Raw genomic sequence first — 19,682 nt, 5'->3', positions numbered from 1 at the left:
GACGGATCAGGTCGACCCGAAGCGCATAAAGCGACGCAGGGCCGGATTGCCGGACTCGATGAGAAGCTGTGCCGCGGCATCTATCCGGTTCAATCCAACGCCGACTTGCAAGTCCGCCGGCCAAACAATGCCAAGGGCTTTCAATTCCATCAGCGCTTCTGTCGACCAGTAGTTGATCGGATACAGGCCACGAACGGCGCCGGCCTTCACATCGTCGCGGCCGCTGAGCCAGCCCTGTTTTGCGGCGTCCACGCGCACGCTTGTCGCACCCAGAAGCGACTTGTGGACCTTGCTTTCGGAGAGGGGCGACATATCGAGCCCAAGACGCCTGCAATAGCCGTAGTGAAGCTGGCCATGACCCGCCAGATCATCCAGCGGCCCGCCGTTCATGAACTCGGCAGCCGGGTCCGCCGCAATCCACGTCATTTCGAAGACACCTCGTCCAATTCGAGGGCAACTCGACGCCGCAAAGACCAACGCGTCCAGATCATTGAACACAAGAAACGACTCAAGGTTTGCCAGGCTTGTCTTGCCGAGCAGCTTGAGCCCGTCCTTCATCGGCCGTTCGCTGCCGTCGTTGATCGAGACCCGACCGCCCTCGAGCCCATCAAGCCATTGCGACGGAATCAGCGCCGTCGCCGGCCGCTCCACCGCATCGAACAGCGTCAGATAGCCTCGACACAGACTCGCCGCAGGGCTTGATTTGCCGCGCGCCTCCCGACCTGCAATCAGCCTGCGGATCGCCTCAATCATTCGGGGATTCTGCTCACAGGTTCCTGACCATCTCCACATGCGCGATGCCCGCCTCTTCAAAAGGCTGGCCACGCCGCTGGAAGCCGGCACGCAGATAGAAATTCTCGGCCGACAGCTGGGCATGCAGCAGCACCTCGCGGTAACCCTGCTTTCTCGCCTCGGCCATCAGCGCATCCAGCACCTGGCGGCCGATCTGCGTGCCGCGCATGGAGCGCAGCACCGCCATGCGGCCGATCTTGGCGACGCCGGGCACGTGCTCCAGCATGCGGCCGGTGGCCAAGGGCACGCCGAAGCGGTTGCGCGCCAGTGCGTGCAGGCAGCTCGCGTCGGCGGCATCCCATTCCATGTCGGCCGGGATGCCCTGCTCCTCGATGAAGACCTGGCGGCGGATGGCACCGGCGGCCTCGCCATGCTCTTTCCAGCCGCCCACGCTGACGTCGACAACGCTCTGGCCGGCTTCAAAGCCGTTGATGACGTCGCGCAGCGCGTCGGGCAGGCGCTGGGGTGTCTGCGCGACCGCGTCGGCGAACACGTAGACCATGTCGGCCTGCACCAGCAGCTGGTCGCCACGGAAGAAGGCGCCGTCGACCTTCATCGAGCTGTTGCCGAACTCGCGGCAGCGCACGCCGATGTCCAGGCGGTCGTCGTAGCGGGCCGAGGCGAGGTAGTCCAGCGCGGCGCGGCGCACGAAGAGGTCGCCGCCGAGCATCTTCATCGTGTCGGCATAGGGCAGCGCCAGTGCGCGCCAGTAGCCGCTGATGGCCGTGTCCATATAGGTCAGGTAGTGGCCGTTGAAGACGATGCCCTGGGCATCGATCTCGGCCCAGCGCACGCGCAGTGGCTCGAGGAAGCGGAAGTCCTGGCGTTTCATGGCTGGAGGTGTTCCTTGATGGCCGCGGCACAGAAGTCCAGGGCCGTGAGAGCCTCGGGCAGGCTGCGGCCCATCTTGATGAAGTCGTGGGTGACGCCGCGCGCGAGTTCGAGTTGCACCGGCACGCCGGCGGCGCGCAGCACGTCGGCATAGGCCAGGCCCTCGTCCACCAGCGGGTCGGCCTCGGCCAGCAGCACGGCGGCGGGTGCGAGGTCGCTGTGGTCCTCGGCGTGCAAAGGCGCGAAGCGCCAGTCGCGGCGCTGGTCTGGGTCGATGTAATGGCTGAAGAACCACTCGATGCTCATCGCGTCAAGCAGATAGCCCTCGGCGAAACGACGGTGCGAGTCATGGCTCATGTCGCTGTCGGTCCCTGGCGTGATGAGCAACTGCATAGCCAGCGGCAGCCCGCGATCGCGCGCGAAAAAGGCCGCGCTGGCGGCCAATGTGCCGCCGGCGCTGTCGCCGCCGACACCGAGGCGGCTGCCGTCCAGGCCCAGCGTCGATGCCTGGTCGTGCAGCCAGGCCAGGCCGGCCCAGGCGTCGTCGACGGCGGCCGGGAAGCGGTGCTCGGGTGCGAGGCGGTAGTCCAGGGCCAGCACCGCCGCGCCGCTGCGCTGGCTGAGCTGGCGGCACAGGCTGTCGTGCGTCTCCAGGTCGCCAATAGTGAAGCCGCCGCCATGCAGATAGAGCAGCACGGGCAGCTTGCCGGCGCTGGGTGCATACAGGCGCGCCGGACGGCCGGCGGCTTCGAGGTCTTCGACGCGGGCCAGCGGCGCACGCGGCAGGTCCAGGATCTCGGCGCCCATGCGGTAGGCCAGGCGGGCCTCGCGCGGCGTCAGCGAGTGGAACGGTGGCCGCTTGGCGCGCTGGATGCGCGTCAGCAGTTCGGCCATGCGGGGAGAAAGCGGGCTCGGATCGGTCATCGGGCCCGCATTGTCGGCGGCACCCAGGGGTCGCGCAGCGGCGCCTGGAAGGCGCTCTCGTTGGTCGGCGCCACGCTGCCCGGCAGCTGCGGCACACCGGCGCGGTCGACGGCCACGGCGGGCCGGGCTTGCTGCGCACGCCGCTCGGGACCGAGGTCGGCCGCCGCGCGCAGGGCCAGCGTGTTGGCGTAAAAGGCCTTGAGGTCGGCGAGCTGGGCGGCGCGGGTGGCATCGTCCAGATAGCTCATGTGGCCGCCGGGGTAGTTGCGAATCTTCACGCGGCTGGCGTCCACGCGGGCCAGGTCGCTCTCGGTCAGGTGGAAGGGCGTGGCCAGGTCGTGATAGCCGCTGATGGCGAGCACGCGCAGGCGCGCGTTCTGGGCCAGGGCCGCGGACAGGTCCGGCAAGGTGTCGGGCAAGGGCCGGCCGGCATGGGCGAAGTTCCAGAAGTTGATGGCATTGCTCAGCACGACATAGGTGGAGCTGTTGCGGTAGCCAAGGTGATCACGCAGATGGGTCGCGATGCCGGTGGCGAAGCTGTCGCTGATCCAGGTGCTAGACACATCGCCGTCGGCCGCGAGGGCACTGCCGATGGCCGCCTTCATGCGGCCGTCGTAGCGGCCGAGCTGCTGGCCCGAGATCAGCCAGATGCGGAAGTTGTCAGCCGACACATTGAGGCTGTTCTGCCAGCGCGCCGCAGGCAGACCGGTCAGGTCGGCCAGTGGCTGCCAGATCGCCGGCGTCGGCGCCCCGGCGAGCCAGGCCTGCAGGGCCCCCGTGTAGACCTGGTCGGCGTAGACCCGCGCCTGCGCCGCCCAGGCATTCGTGTCGGCCGGTATCGGCTGGGTCAGGCGGTGGAAGGCGCCGACGGTGGCGAAGCTGGGCAGGAAGCCGCCGCAACCCTGGGCCACGGTGATGCCGCAATTGCTGTTGTAGTCCATGGCCGGCGACTGCAGCACCACGCCGTCGAGCATGACGCCGGCCTCCTGCAGCCGGCGCGCCAGCACGGCCGTGCGCGGGCCACCATAGCTTTCGCCATAGAGGTATTTGGGCGAGGCGGCGCGGCTGTTGATGGCCAGATAGCGCTGGATGAAGTCGCGGAACAGCGCCGCGTCGCTGTCCACGCCCCAGAAGTCGCGGTTGGTGAAAGGGGTGATGGCCTGGGAGTAGCCGGTGCCCACCGCGTTGATGAAGACGAGGTCGGTCTGGCCGAGCAGGTGCTCGGCGTTGTCGATCATCGGGAAGGGCCGCGCCGCCGTCGTGTCGGGGGCATTGCTGACCAGGCGCTTGGGGCCGAAGCTGCCGAGCTGCAGCCACACCGAGGCCGAGCCGGGGCCGCCGTTGTAGAAGAAGGTGACGGGCCGGGTCGCGGCGTCGGCGCCGGGCAGGGTGTAGGCGACGTAGAACACCGAGGCCTCGGCGGCACCCGCTGCGTCGCGTGCGATCAGGTGGCCGGCGGTGGCCGTGTAGCTCAGCGTCTGGCCATTGGCCGTCAATGTCTGCGTGCTGACCGCGGCAGCCTCGACGGCGCCCGTCAGCGACGCATCGGCCGCCGAGGAATAGACCGTCGCGTCGGTCAGGCCGGGCTGGTTGTCGACCGGCGGCGTCACCGGCGGTGATGCGCCCCCTCCCCCACCGCCGCCACAGGCCGCGAGAACGAGGGAGAGCAGCAGGGTCGAGGTAGTCGCACGCATGACGGCAAGTCTAGACATGCGGCACTACCATGAGGAAAGACATTGTGTGGAGAAAGCGCCGTGGCCCAGATCCTCTACCTGACCCGCATCGAGCTCGAGTTCGGCGCCAGCCGGCTGCTGCCTGCCGAATGCGAGCGCATCGGCATCCGCCGCCCCCTGGTCGTGACCGATGCCGGCGTGCGCGCTGCCGGCGTGCTGGACGAGGCCCTGGCGGCCTTCGACGTCAAGCCACCCGTCTTCGACCGCACCCCCGCCAACCCGACCGAAGCCGCCGTGCGGCTGGCGGTGGCGGTGGCCCGGGAGTTCGACTGCGACGGCCTCATCGCCATTGGCGGCGGCTCCAGCATGGACCTGGCCAAGGGCGTGGCCATCGCCGCCACGCACGAGGGGCCGCTGAAGAGCTACGCCACCATCGAGGGTGGCGCCGTCAACATCAGCCCCCGGGTGCTGCCGCTGATCGCGGTGCCGACCACCGCCGGCACCGGCAGCGAGGTGGCGCGCGGCGCCATCCTCATCGTGGATGACGGCCGCAAGCTGGGCTTCCACAACTGGGAGCTGCTGCCCAAGGCCGCCATCTGCGACCCGGCGCTGACGCTGAAGCTGCCGCCCGCCCTGACGGCCGCCACCGGCATGGACGCCATCGCGCACTGCATCGAGACCTTCCTCGCGCCGGCCTTCAATCCGCCGGCCGACGGCATCGCGCTGGAGGGCCTGCGCCGCGGCTGGCAGTCCATCGAGCGCGCGACGCGCGACGGCCAGGATCGCGACGCCCGCATGGACATGATGTGCGCCAGCGTGCATGGCGCCATGGCCTTCCAGAAGGGCCTGGGCGCGGTGCATTCGCTGAGCCATGCGCTGGGCGGCCTCAACCCGCGCCTGCACCACGGCACCTTGAACGCCGTCTTCCTGCCGGCCGTCATCCGCTTCAACGCCGAGGCCGACAGCGTGCGGCGCGACCGGCGCATCGAACGGCTGGCCCAGGCCATGAACCTGGCCGGCAGCGATGCCGACGCGGTGGCCAATGCCATCACGGTGATGAACGCCCGTCTCGGCCTACCGGCAGGCTTGGCCGCCATGGATGTCGGCCCTGACCTGGACGACCGCATCATCGAGCGCGCGCTGGTCGACCACTGCCACAAGACCAATCCGCGCATCGCGACCGCCGACGAGTACCGGAGCTTGCTGGCGGCCTCGCGCTGAACATCGTTTTCAACGCAGGGAGCGTGACCGAAGTCCCAGTTTGAAGCCGACACGGCTTGTAACGTCGCACTAGCATCCCCTGTTGCCCGCGCGCCTGCGCGACATAGAGATGAGAGGACTGGAGACATCATGAACAAGCTATCCATCGGCAAACGGTTGGCAGCCGGTTTTGCGCTGGTGCTGGCGCTGGCCGCCTGCGTGATTGCATTGGCTTCGTGGCGGTTGGCCTCGACGGCCGCGGCCACGCGCCAGATGATGGACGAGCCGCTGGCCAAGGAGAGGCTGATCTCCGACTGGAACCGCAACATCAATTCCGGCGTGCGCCGCACCATGGCCATCGCCAAGAGCTCCGACGCCTCCCTGGTGGAGCTGTTCAAGGACGACCAGGCCTTGTCCACCAAGACCTCCAGCGAGATGCAGGACAAGCTGAAGACGCTGATCCGCTCGCCCGAGGAGCAGGCGCTGTTCGACGCCGTCGGCAAGGCGCGCAAGGTCTATATCGATTCACGCGACGAGATCGTCAAGCTGAAGAAGGACGGCCAGGCCGAGGCCGCCGACAAGCTGCTGATGGACGTCTTCGTGCCCGGCTCCAAGGTCTATCTGGCGCGCATGCAGGAGTTCCTGGACTACCAGCGCAAGGCCATCGACCAGACCGCGGCCGGCATCGACGCCGCCAACGGCAACGGCCGCATGCTGCTGCTGGGCTTCGGCCTGGCCATGCTGGCCCTGGGCGTGGCGGCGGCCTGGACCATCACGCGCAGCATCACGGTGCCGCTGGCGGCGGCCAACGAGCTGGCCGAGCGCGTCGCGGACGGCAATCTGATGCGCTCGGGCCAAGGTCAGACGGCGCGCTCCGACGAGATCGGCAAATTGCAGACGACGCTGCGCCGCATGCGCGAAACGCTGGCCCAGACCATCGGCAGCATCCGTGATTCGGCCGAGTCCATCGGCACCGCGTCGGCCGAGATCGCCAGCGGCAACCAGGACCTGAGCGCGCGCACCGAAAAGGCGGCCTCCAGCCTGGAAGAGACGGCCAGCGCCATGGAACAGCTGACCGGCACCGTGCAGAACTCGGCGGCGTCGGCCGGCCAGGCGAATTCGCTGGCCGTGTCGGCCGCCAGCGTCGCCCAGAAGGGTGGCGAGGTCGTGGCCCAGGTGGTGAACACCATGGACGAGATCAACACCAGCTCGCGCAAGATCGCCGACATCATCGGTGTCATCGACGGCATCGCCTTCCAGACCAACATCCTGGCGCTGAATGCGGCCGTCGAGGCGGCCCGCGCCGGCGAACAGGGCCGCGGCTTCGCCGTCGTGGCGGGCGAGGTGCGCTCGCTGGCCGGCCGCTCGGCCGATGCAGCCAAGGAGATCAAGAGCCTGATCGGCAGCAGCGTCGAGCGCGTGGAAGCCGGCTCGCGCCTGGTGGCCGAGGCGGGCAAGACCATGAACGAGCTCGTCGGCGCCGTGCAGCGCGTCAAGGACATCATGGGCGAGATCACGACCGCGACGGCCGAGCAGTCCGACGGCATCGCGCAGGTCAATATCGCCATCGCCCAGCTCGACCAGGTCACGCAGCAGAACGCCGCGCTGGTCGAGGAATCGACGGCCGCGGCCGAAAGCCTGCGCGAGCAGGCGGCGACGCTCAACGGCGCCGTCGGGACCTTCCAGGTCGCCCGGCGCTAGTCGCCGCCACCGCCACCGCAGCTCGACCCGCAGCTGCTGCCGCCGCCGTCCGAGCTGCTGGTGTCGCAGCTGCTGCCGGCGTCCGAGCTCCAACTGCTGCCGCAGCTGCTGCCGCTGTCGCTGCTCTGGCGCCGGCGCAGCGCGCTCGCCAGCTCCGACTGGGTGACCAGGCCCAGGGCCACCAGGGCGGCGCCGCCCATGGCCGCGTGCATCACGACATCCCCGCTGGGCTTGCCGAAGCCATCGATCTGGCGGTGCGCCAGCGTGCCCTGCTGATAGCCGTAAGCCCAGCCCGTGGGCAGGCGCAGCAGCCCGTCGAGGGCAAAAAGCAGCGGTAGCTTGGGTCCGAGCAGTTCCAGGCCTTCGCTGCGGCAGGCACCCGTCCAGGAGCGAGCCAGGCAGTCCTCCAGGGGAGCCCCCAGCTCCGCGCCCTCGCGGTGCTCGACGACACGGCCGAAGTAGCGCTGCTGCCAGTCCGCCAACCCGGCCGGGTCCAGCTTCAGCCAGACATGCCAGACCGAATCGGCCGCCTTGCTGGGCAGGGCGCAAGCCCCCTGCTCCCGTTGCAGTCGGCAGGCCTCGAAGAACTGCGCGAGGCCCAGCGAGCAGCGCAGCCAGGCACCGTCGTCGGTGGCAAGGCCAGGTAATTCGTCGGGTGCGTGATGGGCCCAGGCGGCGCGGATGGCGGGAGGAATCTGCTCGGCCGCGACGGTGGCCGGTGGGCAGCACTTGCGCAAGGCCTCACGGCGGCTGGTTTCACGCCGCTGCCCCCACCAGGAGCCGAGCCGGAACGCGAGACTGAACTTTGTATTTGTTGTTGTGTTCATGGCGCGCAGTCTGTGACGCAAGTATGACGCGCAGATGACAAAGAAAAAGGCCCGCCGAAGCGGGCCACAAAGGTCAGGAGTTGACGCTCTGACTAATCAACCGTGCTTGGCGTCGAAGAACTGCTCGTCCTCCGTCGAGCCCTTCAGGGCGGCCGTCGAGGCGTTGGCCTCGATGGTCGTCGTGACGGCGTCGAAGTAGCCGGTGCCGACCTCGCGCTGGTGCTTGACCGCGGTGAAGCCCTTCTCGGCGGCGGCGAATTCCTTCTCCTGCAGCTCGACGAAGGCGCTCATCTGGTGGCGGGCATAGCCGTGGGCCAGTTCGAACATCGAGTAGTTCAGGCTGTGGAAGCCGGCCAGCGTGATGAACTGGAACTTGTAGCCCAGCGCACCCAGCTCGCGCTGGAACTTGGCGATGGTCGCGTCGTCGAGGTTCTTCTTCCAGTTGAACGACGGCGAGCAGTTGTAGGCCAGCAGCTTGCCGGGGAACTTGGCGTGGATGGCGTCGGCGAAGGCCTTGGCGAAGGCCAGGTCGGGCTTGCCGGTCTCGCACCAGATCAGGTCGGCATAGGGCGCATAGGCCAGGCCGCGGCTGATGGCCTGGTCCAAGCCGTTCTTGGTGCGGTAGAAGCCTTCGACCGTGCGCTCGCCGGTGCAGAAGGGCTTGTCGTTGTCGTCGATGTCGGCGGTGACGAGGTCACCGGCTTCGGCGTCGGTGCGGGCGACCAGCAGCGTGGGCGTGCCCATCACGTCGGYGGCCAGGCGGGCGGCGACGAGCTTGGCGACGGCTTCACGGGTGGGGACGAGCACCTTGCCGCCCATGTGGCCGCACTTCTTGGCGCTGGCCAGTTGGTCTTCGAAGTGCACGCCCGCGGCGCCAGCTTCGATCATGGCCTTCATCAGCTCGAAGGCGTTCAGCACGCCGCCGAAGCCGGCTTCCGCGTCGGCCACGATGGGGGCGAAGAAGTCGATGTCGTCCTTGCCTTCGCTCCACTGGATCTGGTCGGCGCGCTGGAAGGTGGCGTTGATCTTCTTGACGACCTTGGGCACCGAGTCCACCGAGTACAGCGACTGGTCGGGGTACATCTCGCCATTGCTGTTGGCGTCACCGGCGACTTGCCAGCCCGACAGATAGATGGCCTTCAGGCCGGCCTTGACCTGCTGCATGGCCTGGTTGCCGGTCAGGGCGCCCAGCGCGTTGACGAAGGGTTCGCTGTTCACCAGGCCCCAGAGCTTTTCGGCGCCGCGCTTGGCCAGCGTGTGCTCGATCTCGATGGAGCCGCGCAGGCGCACGACGTCGGCGGCGCTGTAGCCGCGGGTGATGCCCTTCCAGCGGGGGTTCTCGGCCCAGTCTTTTTCAAGGGCGGCGATCTGTTGGTCACGGGTGAGGCGGGTCATGCAGTACTCCTTTGAAACATCGAAAACCGATGCCGCAAGACTAGGCCTTGAGCCCCGCCTTGTGAAGACCCGAGTCTTATATAAGACAAAAAACTTTCTCTTTACAAAACAATGAGTTGCGTTTGTATTTTCAAATCACGAAAGGCAATTCACCATAATGAGAAATCATGCGGCGGTGCAGCATGCGTGATTTTCACCATTTGAAAAGTGACTTTCGAATCGTGAGAATCGCTCCCTCCAGAATGCGGCGCTCCGCCACACCACCCACCTTGCTCCATGACGGTTCTGATCACCCCCCGGCTGCGGCTCGAGCCCTTGAACGACAGCCATTTCGATGCGCTGCACCGACTGAACAGCGATCCGGTCGTCATGCGCTACATCACCGGTCGCCCCGACACGCCGGCGGATACGCAGTCCATGATCGACCGCGTGAAGGCCCGCTGGGCCGAGCTCGGCTATTCCTGGTGGGGCTTCATCCGTCAGGACAACGGCGACCTGATTGGCACCGGCTGCATCCAGCACCTGAACCGCGACCCGGCCGGGCCGCTGGAGACCGGCTGGCGGCTGCGCCAGGACGCCTGGGGCCAGGGCTATGCGAGCGAGGCGGCCCGGCACATGGTGGGCTGGGCTTTCAAGACGCTGAAGCCCGAGCTGGTCTGCGCCGTCTGCCAGCCGGAGAACACGCCCTCCTCCGCCGTCATGGAGAAGATCGGCATGCGCTTCGTCGGCCTGGGCCGCTGGTACGACATGGACTGCAAGCGTTACGACGTCACGGCCAGCGAATGGGCGGCCAGCGCGGCTCGTGCGCGGGTCGAGGCTGAGGCATAGTTCAAATTTTCACCAACCCAGGAGGGACCGATGGCAAACACTGAACAACGCGGCAACAAGATGGCGAAGAAGCCCAAGAAGGACACCGGCCCCGGCAAGGCGGCGGGCTCGGATCGCCCGGTGGCGCCGATGACATCCGTCATGCCCAAGGGCAAGGAAGCCAAGCTGAAGGGCAAATAAGCCCGGCTTGCGGCGGGGCGGGTCGGGAGAAAGCCCGACCCAGGAGGCATCACAGGCCGCCGATGAAGTAGCGCTTCAGCCCCGCCAGCACCATCTCGACCGCGATCGCGGTCAGCACCAGGCCCATCAGCTTCTCGATGGCCGAGACGACCGAGTCACCCAGCAGCTTGCGGATGCGGTCCGCCAGCACGAGGACGAGGCCGGACACCAGCAGCGCGGCGCTGAGTGCACCAATCCAGGCGTAGATGCGGTCAGGCTGGCGTGATGCCAGCAGCAGCACCGTGGCCATGGCCGAGGGCCCGGCCAGCAGCGGCACGGCCAGCGGAAAGATCAAGGGCTCCTTGCCCGGCTCCAGTCCATAGGCCGACTCGCCCGAGCTGCCGAAGATCATGCGGATGGAGATGATCATCAGGATGACGCCGCCGGCCACTTCCAGCGAGCGCTCGGACAGGTGCATGACCTGCAGGAAGCTGTCGCCCAGGAACATGAAGGCGAACAACACGCAGAAGGCGATGCCCACCTCGCGCAAGGCCACACGCGTGCGGCGCTCCTTGGGCACCGCACGCATGATGGGGATGAAGACGGGGAGGCTGCCGAGCGGGTCGAGCACCAGCAGCAGCAGGATCAGGGCGGAGAGGAAGCTGTGGTCCATCCGCCCGGATTGTCAGCGACTGACTCAGAACCGGTAGTGCATCCGCGCGAAGTAGGACGCGCCATTCAGGCCGAACTGCACGCTGTCGTAGATGAAGCCGTTGTCGGTCTCGAAGTCGTTCTGCTTGGTCGGCTTCACGTTGAAGACGTTGTTGCCGCCGATGCTGAGCTTGAGCGCCGGCGTGGCCTGCCAGGTCAGGCCCAGGTCCATCGACGTCTTGGGCTTGTAGTAGGCATTGGGCTCGCCGCCCGCCGTGCCGGTGAAGGTGCCCAGCGTCTGGCTGCCGAAGTGGATGATCTTGGCCTCGCCCGTCCAGGCGCCCTCGGAGTACTCGAAGCCCAGCGTGGCCTTGGCGCGCGGGCCGCCCTGCTCGATGAAGAGGCGCTCGCGCTCGGACAGCAGCACGTCCTCGAAGCCCTTGAGCGACGCCGGCGCGTTGACGCCGGTGACCTTGGTGCGGCTGATGTTGAGGGCCAGGAAGGTGTTGAGCGTGCCGCCGCCGAGCTTGGCGCGGGTCGAGGCGGTCAGGTCCACGCCGTCGGTCTTGGTGTTGACCGAGTTGACGAAGAACTGCGCCTGGCCGACACCCAGGCCTTGCAGGATGGCACCCAGCGCCGGGTAGTTGTCCTCGTCGAAGCGGCCGGACAGCACGATGCGGTCCTTGATCTTGATCTGGTAGACGTCGACCGTGAACGCCGTGTCGCTGCTGGGCTTGACCGTGACGCCCAGCGTGTAGTTCTTGGACTTTTCCTGCCTCAGGTTGGGCACGCCGGCGGCGGTGGTGATCTTGCTGCCGTTGGGGGCCAGCACCACGTCCAGCGGCTTGCCGCTGATGAAGTCGGTGAAGGTGGACGAGAAATAGAGCTGCTGCAGGCTGGGCGCGCGGAAGCCCGTGCTGGCAGCGCCGCGCAGCAGCACCGCGCTGCCGAACTTGTAGCTGCCGGCCAGCTTGGCGGTCGTGCTGGAGCCGAAGTCGCTGTAGTGCTCGGAGCGGACGGCCGCGTCAACGGTCAGGTTGGGCGTGAAGTTGGCTTCCCAGTCGGCGTAGAGGGCCTGGCTGTTGCGGCTGCGGTTGGTGGCATCGGCCGGCTGGAAGCCCGGGAAGCCCTGGCTGCCGGCATTGCCGCCGAAGCCCACGCCGTCGGCGTCGTTGTAGGAGCCCAGCTCGCCGGCGACGATGTCGTACTTCTCGCGGCGGTATTCGGCGCCGAAGGCGATGTTGCTGCCGCCGAGCAGCTCGGGGAAGAAGCGGCTGATGTCGAGGTTGGTCGTCGCCTGGCTGAAGCCGAAGCCACCGGCGTCGAAGCGTGTCGCGCTGACGCCCTTGCCGCCCGCCAGCAGGTCCTTGTTGGCGATGGACGCGTTGATGGTGTTGCTGATGTTGTAGCGCAGCTTGTTGCTGCCATAGGTCTGCGACAGGTCGGTGTCCCAGCCGGCGAAGGTGGACTTCCAGCCGACGATGACATAGCGGTCGGTGATGTCACCGTTGATGAAGGGCACGAAGCCGTTCGGGTACATCGCTGCGGAGTTGCGCGAGGGGATGTCGTCCGAGCCGATGCCGCCACGGGCGAAGGCCGCGGAGGACGCATCGCGGTCCTGGGCGCCGGCCGTCACATAGAGCTTGTCGTCGGACGTCAGCGGGAACTCGCCGTTCAGGTAGACCGTCTTGTTGGTGACCTTGGTGTCGCCAATGATGCGGGGGTTGTCGGCCTCGGCGCGGTTGGAGCGGCCACGGTCCTGCCATTCGCCGGTGATGCCCAGCGTGCCACCGGCCAGCTTGACGCCACAGTAGGCGCTGGCGAGGTAGTTCTTGCCGTCACCGGCCGAGTACTGGCCGAAACCGGCCACGGCCTCGCAGCCGGCCTTCTTCTTCATCTGGATGTTGATGACGCCAGCAATCGCGTCCGAGCCGTACTGGGCGGCCGCGCCATCGCGCAGCACCTGCACGTTGTCGATGGCCAGCAGCGGGATGGAGTTCATGTCGGTGCCCGTCGCGCCGCGGTTGCGCGCGCCGAACAGGTTCACCAGGGCCACCGTGTGGCGGCGCTTGCCGTTGACCAGCACCAGGGTCTGGTCCGAGCCCAGGCCGCGCAGCGCGGCGGAGTCGATCAGGTCGGCACCATCAGCGCCGGTCTGGCGCGTCGAGTTGAAGGACGGCGACAGGTATTGCAGCGTCTGCGCCAGGTCGAATTGACCACCGCCCTCGGTGGCCTTGCTCATCGAGTAGATGTCCACGGGCACCAGGGTGTCGGTGCTGGAGGCGGCGGGCAGGCTCTTGCGCGAGCCGATGACGGTCACGCGCTCGAGGCTGCCAGTCTCCTGGGCGATGGCAGAGGCGGTGGCAAACAGCGTGATGGCTGCGAGGGCGGTCGGCAGCAGGCGGGTGGCGTGCATGGGTGAACTCCGTGAATCTGATTTGTGATGGCGGCGGAGTTTGCCCCTCGCAGCAGGGGTCGCGAGGGCGGGTGTTGTGGCCTGCCGACAGGTTTGAAACCAACGAAACGATCGAAGCTTCGGTGCAACCCGCCCGCGGGAAAACACTCAGCCGCGCGGATGGTGCTCGGCGTGCAAGGCTTTGAGGCGCTCCCGCGCCACATGGGTGTAGATCTGCGTCGTCGACAGGTCGGCATGCCCCAGAAGCAGCTGCACGGCGCGCAGGTCTGCACCATGATTGAGCAGATGCGTGGCGAAGGCGTGGCGCAGCGTGTGCGGCGACAGCGGCACCGTGATGCCGGCCGCCAGCGCGTGTCGCTTGATCAGGGTCCAGAACATCTGCCGCGTCATGCCGGCGCCGCGGGCCGTCACGAAGAGGTCGTCGCTGCTCTGGCCGGCCAGGATGGCGGCACGCGCCTCGCGCAGATAGCGCGCCATCCAGTCGCGTGCATGCTCGCCAAAGGGCACGAGCCTGGCCTTGCTGCCTTTGCCGGTGACGTGCAGCACGGCGTCCTTGAAGGCGACGTGGGCGCTCTTCAGCGTGACGAGCTCGGACACGCGCAGGCCGCTGGCGTACATCAGCTCCAGCATGGCGCGGTCGCGCAGGCCCAGCGGCGTGTCGACGTCGGGCGCCTCCAGCAGCGCGCTGACCTGGGCCTCGCTGAGCAGCTTGGGCACGCGCAGCGGCTGCTTGGCGGCCGTCAGCTTGAGCGTCGGGTCGGCCTGGATGCGCCCCTCGCGCAGCGCCCAGCGGAAATAGCGCTTGAAGACCGACAGCCGCCGGTTGGCACTGGTCGACTTGCCCGCCGGCTTGGCAGCCGCGTACTCGAACAGCTTGAGCTCGCTGCAGGCATCCAGCTCGGTGGGCGCCAGCCAGGCCGCCAGGGCGGCCAGGTCGCGGCGGTAGGCCGCCTGCGTGTTGGCGCTGAGGCCGTCTTCCAGCCAGAGCGCCTCGACAAAAGCCTCGATACCGGAATCAACGGGCATGGCGCACCAGGTATTCGGGCCGAGCGCTGGGCCGCTCCCGAGCCGGCCCGCCATGGCGATGTGCTTGCCGGTCAATCCGGCAAGCATCGCCGTCCCCTCGGGGGCTTCGGCCGGACACGTGGCGCCCAGTGGGCGGCATGTGCCTGCCGAAGCTCTGCGGCCGTTGGCCACAGAGCGGTCCCGGCCAAGGTACTCCTTGGACGAGGGGCTTCAGGTCAATCAAGCTTGAGCTTCTGCTGCGCCACGACCTTCTTGTAGACATCGAACTCCGCCGCGATCTGGGCCGCGAACTGCTCGGGCGTGTTGGCCACGATCAGCGAGCCGGTGTCCTCGATGCGCTTCTTGACGTCGGGCAGCTCCACCGCCTTGCGCACGGCGGCATTGATCTTGTCGACGATGTCGCGCGGCAGGCCCTTGGGCGCATGGATGCCGTAATAGGCCATGCGGTTGACGGGCTCCAGGCCGACTTCCTTGAAGGTCGGCACATTGGGCAGCGAAGCCACGCGCTGCGGCGCGGCGACGACGATGGGGATGAGGCGGCCGTCCTTGATGAAGGGCAAGGCCGACGGCAGGTTGTCGAAGATCATCGGCACCTGGCCGGCCACCGTGTCGTTCAGCGCCGGGCCGGCGCCGCGGTAAGGGATGTGCAGCACGAAGACGCCGGCGAGCGTCTTGTACAGCTCCATMTGCATGTGGCCGATGCCGCCGGTGCCCGAGGTCGCATAGCTGTGCTTGGCCGGGTTCTTCTTGAGCTCGGCCACGAAGCCCTTGTAGTCGCGCGCCGGGAAGCTCGGGTGCACCGCGATGATGTTGGGCGTCGCCGCGATGCTGATGACGGGCGTGAAGTCGGTCAGCGGGTTGTAGGCGATCTTGGGGTTGATGGCAGGGTTGGACGCCGTCGTCGACACCGTGGCCACGCCCAGCGTGTAGCCGTCCGGCGTTGCGCGCGAAATCTCGGTCGCGCCCACCGTGCCGCCGCCGCCCGCCTTGTTGTCGACCACCATGGTCTGGCCCAGGATGGCGTTCATGCGCTCGGAGACGATGCGGGCAATGATGTCGGTCGTGCCACCCGGTGCGAACGGCACGATCAGGCGGATGGGCTTGGTCGGGTAGCCCTGGGCCCAGGAGAGCTGGCTCAAGGGGCTGAGACTGGAGAGCGCGGCGGCTTGGAGGACGGAACGGCGTTGCATGGGGTCGGTCTCCTTGGTTGGTGGGGCGATGCTAGTTCAGGACGACTGCCCCAGCAGGCCGATGCGCAGCCTCGCGTCGCTGTTGTTGTCACCCAGGAAAACCTTCAGGAAGGCCGTGTAGAAGTCCTGGCCCTCGACGGGTTTGCCCCAGACCTTGCCGTTGACCGACAGCACGGTGCCGCCATGGGAAGGCAGGTAGTCGATGTGCAGCAGATCGCCCTTCTTCACGCGCCCCACCTCCGCAATGGCCGTGTTGAACTGCTTCACGCGCTCGGCCACCGCCGCCTTCTCGGCCTCGGTGGAGTTGCGATTGACGCCCTTGCTGATGGCCTTGACGAACTCCTGGGTCGACACGTCCTTCACGAGCGGAATGACGATGCGCATCTCCAGCCGCTTGGGGCCGGCCTGGGCGTAGATCGCGTCGGGGCTGCTCGCCTTCTGCGGCAGGTAGAGCGCCGCCAGGTAGAGCGGGTAGATGGCCACCTGGCGCTTGCCGGTGCCATTCAGGGCCAGCGTGCTGCCATCCAGTTGCAGCGTGTCGGGGAAGTCCTGGCCGTCGTAGCGCACGGCATGGGCAGGCAGGGAGGCCGCGGTGGCCAGCGCGAGGACAGCCAAGGAAACGAAGGGGCGGCGGAGGGACGACATCATTCAAGGGCTCCAACGGACGGGCCGGACGATAACGCGGCAGGCAATTCGGCAGATGACGGCGGGGCGGAAAGGGCCCAGGCAATGTGCTCGGCCACCAGCGCATCGGCCCCCTGCCCCGCCAACACCAGAGCCGCGCGCAGGCCGGCATCGTCCCGAACGCGCAACGCGTTGCCCGCCGCGACGGCGAGGTTGCGTTGCCAGCGTGTAAAGCCGATGCGGCGAATGGCCGAGCCTTCGGTACGGCGCAGGAACTCCGCCTCGTCCCAAGCCAGCAGCGCGGCAATCGGCGCTCCCGCCATGCCCGGGCGCACGTCGAAGTCGGCCAGCACGGCCGGCTGCGCGAACTTGTTCCAGGGGCAGGCCAGCTGGCAGTCGTCGCAACCGTAGATGCGGTTGCCCAGCAGCGGGCGCAGCTCTTCGGGAATGGCGCCGTCGTGCTCGATCGTCAGATAGGAAATGCAGCGCCGCGCGTCGACGCGGTAGGGCTCGGTGATCGCCGCCGTCGGGCAGACGTCGATGCAGGCCCGGCATTCGCCGCAATGGGCGCTGGTCGCCTCCGTCAGCGGCAGGTCGAGGTCGATGAAGAGCTCGCCGAGAAAGAACATCGAGCCGGCCTCGCGATGCAGCGTCAGCGTGTGCTTGCCGCGCCAGCCCAGGCCCGAGCGCGCGGCCAGCTCCACCTCCAGCACGGGCGCCGAGTCGGTGAAGACGCGATAGCCCAGCGGGCCGACCTCGGCCTCCAGCTTCTCGGCCAGTTTCTGCAACCGCTGGCGCAGCACCTTGTGATAGTCCCGGCCGCGGGCATAGATCGAGATCTGGGCTTGCTCAGGCGTTGCCAGCCCGACCCATTCGACCGCCTGCCAGCCCGGCTCGGTGCTGCCCGGAAGATAGTCCATGCGCGCCGTGATGACGCGCAGCGTGCCCGGCACCAGCTCGGCTGGCCGCGCCCTTTTGAGGCCATGGGCGGCCATGTAGTGCATGCGGCCGTGGTGGCCGGCCTCCAGCCAGGCCTGCAGACCGGGCTCGGCGCTGCTGAGGTCCACGCCGGCCACGGCGATCTGTGAGAATCCCAGCTCATGCGCCCAACCGCGCAAACGCATCAACAGCGCGGCGGCATCGACAGTGGACGGGACCTCTTGCATTTGTCTGCGATTCTAGAAACCGATCTGCTGTGGCCCGACGAGGCCGCGGCCCAAGTCACCGCCGACGCACTCGCGGCGGCGCTGCTCCCCTCCCCCAACGCCTTGATCGAACTGCATGGCCCGCTGGGTGCCGGCAAGACGACCTTCGTGCGCCTGCTGCTGCGCGCCCTGGGCGTCGCGGGCCGGGTCAAGAGCCCGAGCTATGCCGTCATGGAGAGCTACGAGCTGCCTGGCGGCATGACGGCAAGCCATTTCGACTTCTACCGCTTTGGCGACCCGCGCGAATGGGAGGATGCCGGCTTTCGCGACGTCTTCGCCGCGCCGGGGCTCAAGCTCTGCGAATGGCCCGAGAAGGCGGCCGGCCAGTTGCCGCCCCCTGACCTGCAGCTCTTCATCGAGCTGATGCCCGACGACAGCCGCCACGTGCGTGTGGTGGGAATGGCCAAGCTCGTCGAGGCCCTGGCATGAAGCGTCGGGAGACCTTGGGGTTCGTCGCGCTGCTGCTGCAGGCGCCCGACACGCTGGCCGCGACCAGCCAGGCCAGCATCGTCGCCGTGCGCGTCTGGCCGGCACAGGAATACACCCGCGTCACCATCGAGTCCGACCAGCCGCTGGCGGTCAAGCATTTCCTCGTCGACTCGCCCCACCGTCTCGTCATCGACATCGAAGGCCTGGAGCTGAGCCCGGGGCTGCGCGAGCTGATCGGCAAGGTCAAGGCCGACGACCCCTACATCACCGGCGTGCGCGTCGGCCAGAACACGCCCACCGTCGTGCGCATCGTGCTGGACCTGCGCCAGCCCGTGGCGCCGCAGATCTTCACGCTGGCGCCGGTGGCCGCCTACAAGCACCGCCTCGTCTTCGACCTCCACCCCAAGTTCGAGGCCGACCCGCTGCTGGCCCTGGCGCAGGAGCGCGACAAGAAGCCGCCGACGGCTGCCGCGCCCTCCCCGGCCCAGCGCGCCGCGGCCGCGGCCAGCGCCGTCAACGACGCGCTGGGCGATCTGATCCAGAAGATCGAGCGCCCGCCTGCACCGGCCCCGGTCGCATCGGCGCCTCTGCCGCCGCCGGTCGTGGCCGCCTCCAAGCCCGCGCCGCCACCGGCACCGGCGCCAGCGCCCGAGCCCAAGATCGACAGTCTCATCATCATTGCGCTGGACCCCGGCCACGGCGGTGAGGACCCCGGCGCCGTCGGCCCCTCCGGGCTGCGCGAGAAGGACGTGGTGCTGGCCGTCGGCCTCAAGCTGCGCAAGCGCCTCCAGGCCAACCCCAACATCCGCGTGCTGATGACGCGCGATGCCGACTTCTTCGTGCCGCTGCAGGACCGCGTGCACAAGGCGCGCCGCGTGCAGGCCGATCTGTTCGTGTCCATCCACGCCGATGCCTTCTTCACGCCGCAGGCACGCGGTGCCTCGGTCTTCGTCCTCAGCGACGGCGCCGCGACCAGTGCCGCCGCGCGCTGGATGGCCAACCGCGAGAACGCGGCCGACCTGGTCGGCGGCGTCAACGTCGGCGCCGCCACCAAGGACGCCAATGTGTTGCGTGCTCTGCTCGACATGAGCACGACGGCGCAGATCAAGGACAGCCTCAAGCTCGGCGGCGAGGTGCTGGGCCAGATCGGCAAGATCGGCAAGCTGCACAAGGCCAAGGTCGAGCAGGCCGGCTTTGCGGTGCTGAAGGCGCCAGACATCCCGAGCATCCTGGTCGAGACGGCCTTCATCTCCAATCCGGAAGAAGAGAAGAAGCTGCGCGACCCGGACTATCAGGACGAACTCGTGGACGCGCTGGCCTCAGGCATCGCCAAGTACTTTGCGAAGAACCCGCCGATGGCGAGGAAGCGCAGCACGACGCTGTAGGGTGGGTTGCTTTTGCGGCTGTGCCTTTTGCTCGGTGCATTGCCGGGAGTCCGTCCCGGCGGCCGGGTACCAGCAGCCCGTCCGACGCGCGGCTGCACGCCGGGCTCATCAAAACAGCCCAATGCAGCGTCGCTCGGGCGACGCGGCTGTTCGGTATTTGCTGATGAGCCCGGCGTGCAGCCGGCGTTAACTGGCTTGAAGGTCCGATCGCTGGCGCTCTTCACAAGTCGTGTGCGAGAGCGCAGCGGTTCGCTTCGGGGTGCGGCCCGGTTCGAGCTTGCGAGCGCCTCATCCCGCTCGAGTGCGGATTGCATTGAGCGCTCCTCTTTTGGTGACTTTTCTCTGGCGCGTCAGAGAAAAGTCACCCGCCCTCGCGGGGCGGATTCCCGCGGCACTGCACGCGAGTCATGAGGACCTTGGCAGAAG

At 67.8% G+C, this 19,682-nt stretch carries 18 protein-coding genes; 6 read left to right on the top strand and 12 right to left on the bottom strand.

Features of this window, described 5'->3' with window-relative positions:
- Positions 1 to 6: 6 nt before the first annotated feature.
- The 4 genes from AC1D2H_RS24260 to AC1D2H_RS24245 are packed head-to-tail and all read right to left on the bottom strand — an operon-like array spanning position 7 to position 4,241.
- Positions 7 to 753, bottom strand: a complete 747-nt coding sequence (locus tag AC1D2H_RS24260) for a hypothetical protein (RefSeq protein WP_478012719.1) — start codon at positions 751 to 753, stop codon at positions 7 to 9.
- A gap of 13 nt (positions 754 to 766) precedes the next feature.
- Complete coding sequence (locus tag AC1D2H_RS24255) at positions 767 to 1,624, bottom strand: YbgC/FadM family acyl-CoA thioesterase (protein WP_478012718.1); 858 nt, start codon at positions 1,622 to 1,624, stop codon at positions 767 to 769.
- A complete protein-coding gene (locus AC1D2H_RS24250; RefSeq protein WP_478012717.1) occupies positions 1,621 to 2,547 on the bottom strand; it encodes an alpha/beta hydrolase in 927 nt (308 codons plus the stop codon). Before AC1D2H_RS24250 ends, AC1D2H_RS24255 begins: the two co-directional genes overlap by 4 nt.
- Positions 2,544 to 4,241: a S10 family peptidase gene (locus AC1D2H_RS24245; protein ID WP_478012716.1), complete on the bottom strand. Its 1,698-nt coding sequence runs from the start codon at positions 4,239 to 4,241 to the stop codon at positions 2,544 to 2,546. Before AC1D2H_RS24245 ends, AC1D2H_RS24250 begins: the two co-directional genes overlap by 4 nt.
- A 60-nt stretch (positions 4,242 to 4,301) precedes the next feature.
- Here AC1D2H_RS24245 and AC1D2H_RS24240 point away from each other — a divergent pair, with 60 nt between their 5' ends.
- Together AC1D2H_RS24240 and AC1D2H_RS24235 are read left to right on the top strand one after the other, a co-directional pair.
- Positions 4,302 to 5,441, top strand: coding sequence for an iron-containing alcohol dehydrogenase (locus AC1D2H_RS24240; RefSeq protein ID WP_478012715.1), 1,140 nt, complete (start codon positions 4,302 to 4,304; stop codon positions 5,439 to 5,441).
- A 129-nt stretch (positions 5,442 to 5,570) separates the two neighbouring features.
- Positions 5,571 to 7,121, top strand: coding sequence for a methyl-accepting chemotaxis protein (locus tag AC1D2H_RS24235; protein ID WP_477931562.1), 1,551 nt, complete (start codon positions 5,571 to 5,573; stop codon positions 7,119 to 7,121).
- On the opposite strand, the gene AC1D2H_RS24230 is transcribed toward AC1D2H_RS24235, so the two are convergent.
- Positions 7,118 to 7,858 (bottom strand): hypothetical protein, encoded by a 741-nt coding sequence (locus AC1D2H_RS24230; protein ID WP_478012714.1) that lies wholly within the window; start codon positions 7,856 to 7,858, stop codon positions 7,118 to 7,120. The two genes, AC1D2H_RS24235 and AC1D2H_RS24230, sit on opposite strands and share 4 nt — an antisense overlap.
- A 186-nt stretch (positions 7,859 to 8,044) precedes the next feature.
- Positions 8,045 to 9,343 carry an isocitrate lyase gene (gene aceA, locus AC1D2H_RS24225; protein WP_478012713.1) on the bottom strand — a complete coding sequence of 433 codons (1,299 nt, stop codon included), beginning with the start codon at positions 9,341 to 9,343 and terminating at the stop codon, positions 8,045 to 8,047.
- 276 nt (positions 9,344 to 9,619) lie between these two features.
- Between aceA and AC1D2H_RS24220 the strand changes: the two genes are divergently transcribed.
- A complete protein-coding gene (locus tag AC1D2H_RS24220) occupies positions 9,620 to 10,171 on the top strand; it encodes a GNAT family N-acetyltransferase (RefSeq protein WP_477931565.1) in 552 nt (183 codons plus the stop codon).
- A gap of 30 nt (positions 10,172 to 10,201) precedes the next feature.
- The gene (locus AC1D2H_RS24215; protein WP_477931566.1) at positions 10,202 to 10,351 is read left to right on the top strand and encodes a hypothetical protein; all 150 of its coding nucleotides are present in this window, start codon (positions 10,202 to 10,204) and stop codon (positions 10,349 to 10,351) included.
- 49 nt (positions 10,352 to 10,400) lie between these two features.
- On the opposite strand, the gene AC1D2H_RS24210 is transcribed toward AC1D2H_RS24215, so the two are convergent.
- The 6 genes from AC1D2H_RS24210 to queG form a co-directional block, all read right to left on the bottom strand.
- The gene (locus AC1D2H_RS24210; protein ID WP_477931567.1) at positions 10,401 to 11,003 is read right to left on the bottom strand and encodes a MarC family protein; all 603 of its coding nucleotides are present in this window, start codon (positions 11,001 to 11,003) and stop codon (positions 10,401 to 10,403) included.
- Positions 11,004 to 11,027: 24 nt separating this feature from the next.
- Entirely contained in the window at positions 11,028 to 13,397 is a 2,370-nt protein-coding gene (locus AC1D2H_RS24205; protein ID WP_478012712.1) for a TonB-dependent receptor plug domain-containing protein, read from the bottom strand.
- Positions 13,398 to 13,544: 147 nt separating this feature from the next.
- Positions 13,545 to 14,423 carry a site-specific tyrosine recombinase XerD gene (gene xerD / locus AC1D2H_RS24200; protein ID WP_478012711.1) on the bottom strand — a complete coding sequence of 293 codons (879 nt, stop codon included), beginning with the start codon at positions 14,421 to 14,423 and terminating at the stop codon, positions 13,545 to 13,547.
- Between the two features lie 215 nt (positions 14,424 to 14,638).
- Positions 14,639 to 15,613 carry a tripartite tricarboxylate transporter substrate binding protein BugE gene (locus tag AC1D2H_RS24195; RefSeq protein WP_478012710.1) on the bottom strand — a complete coding sequence of 325 codons (975 nt, stop codon included), beginning with the start codon at positions 15,611 to 15,613 and terminating at the stop codon, positions 14,639 to 14,641.
- Between the two features lie 36 nt (positions 15,614 to 15,649).
- The gene (locus AC1D2H_RS24190; protein WP_478012709.1) at positions 15,650 to 16,261 is read right to left on the bottom strand and encodes a chalcone isomerase family protein; all 612 of its coding nucleotides are present in this window, start codon (positions 16,259 to 16,261) and stop codon (positions 15,650 to 15,652) included.
- On the bottom strand, positions 16,258 to 17,403 hold the full coding sequence (queG, locus tag AC1D2H_RS24185; RefSeq protein WP_478012708.1) for a tRNA epoxyqueuosine(34) reductase QueG: 1,146 nt from the start codon (positions 17,401 to 17,403) through the stop codon (positions 16,258 to 16,260). Before queG ends, AC1D2H_RS24190 begins: the two co-directional genes overlap by 4 nt.
- On the opposite strand from queG, the gene tsaE reads away from it, so the two are divergent.
- The gene (gene tsaE, locus AC1D2H_RS24180) at positions 17,398 to 17,871 is read left to right on the top strand and encodes a tRNA (adenosine(37)-N6)-threonylcarbamoyltransferase complex ATPase subunit type 1 TsaE (RefSeq protein ID WP_478012707.1); all 474 of its coding nucleotides are present in this window, start codon (positions 17,398 to 17,400) and stop codon (positions 17,869 to 17,871) included. The genes queG and tsaE overlap by 6 nt on opposite strands.
- Positions 17,868 to 19,256, top strand: coding sequence for an N-acetylmuramoyl-L-alanine amidase (locus AC1D2H_RS24175; RefSeq protein WP_478012706.1), 1,389 nt, complete (start codon positions 17,868 to 17,870; stop codon positions 19,254 to 19,256). Before tsaE ends, AC1D2H_RS24175 begins: the two co-directional genes overlap by 4 nt.
- Positions 19,257 to 19,682: the final 426 nt, after the last annotated feature.

The sequence above is a fragment of the Roseateles sp. P1_C1_2 genome, assembly GCF_056406535.1.
The sequence above is the reverse complement of the archived record's forward strand: the minus strand, read 5'-3'. Positions and strand labels throughout refer to the sequence as shown.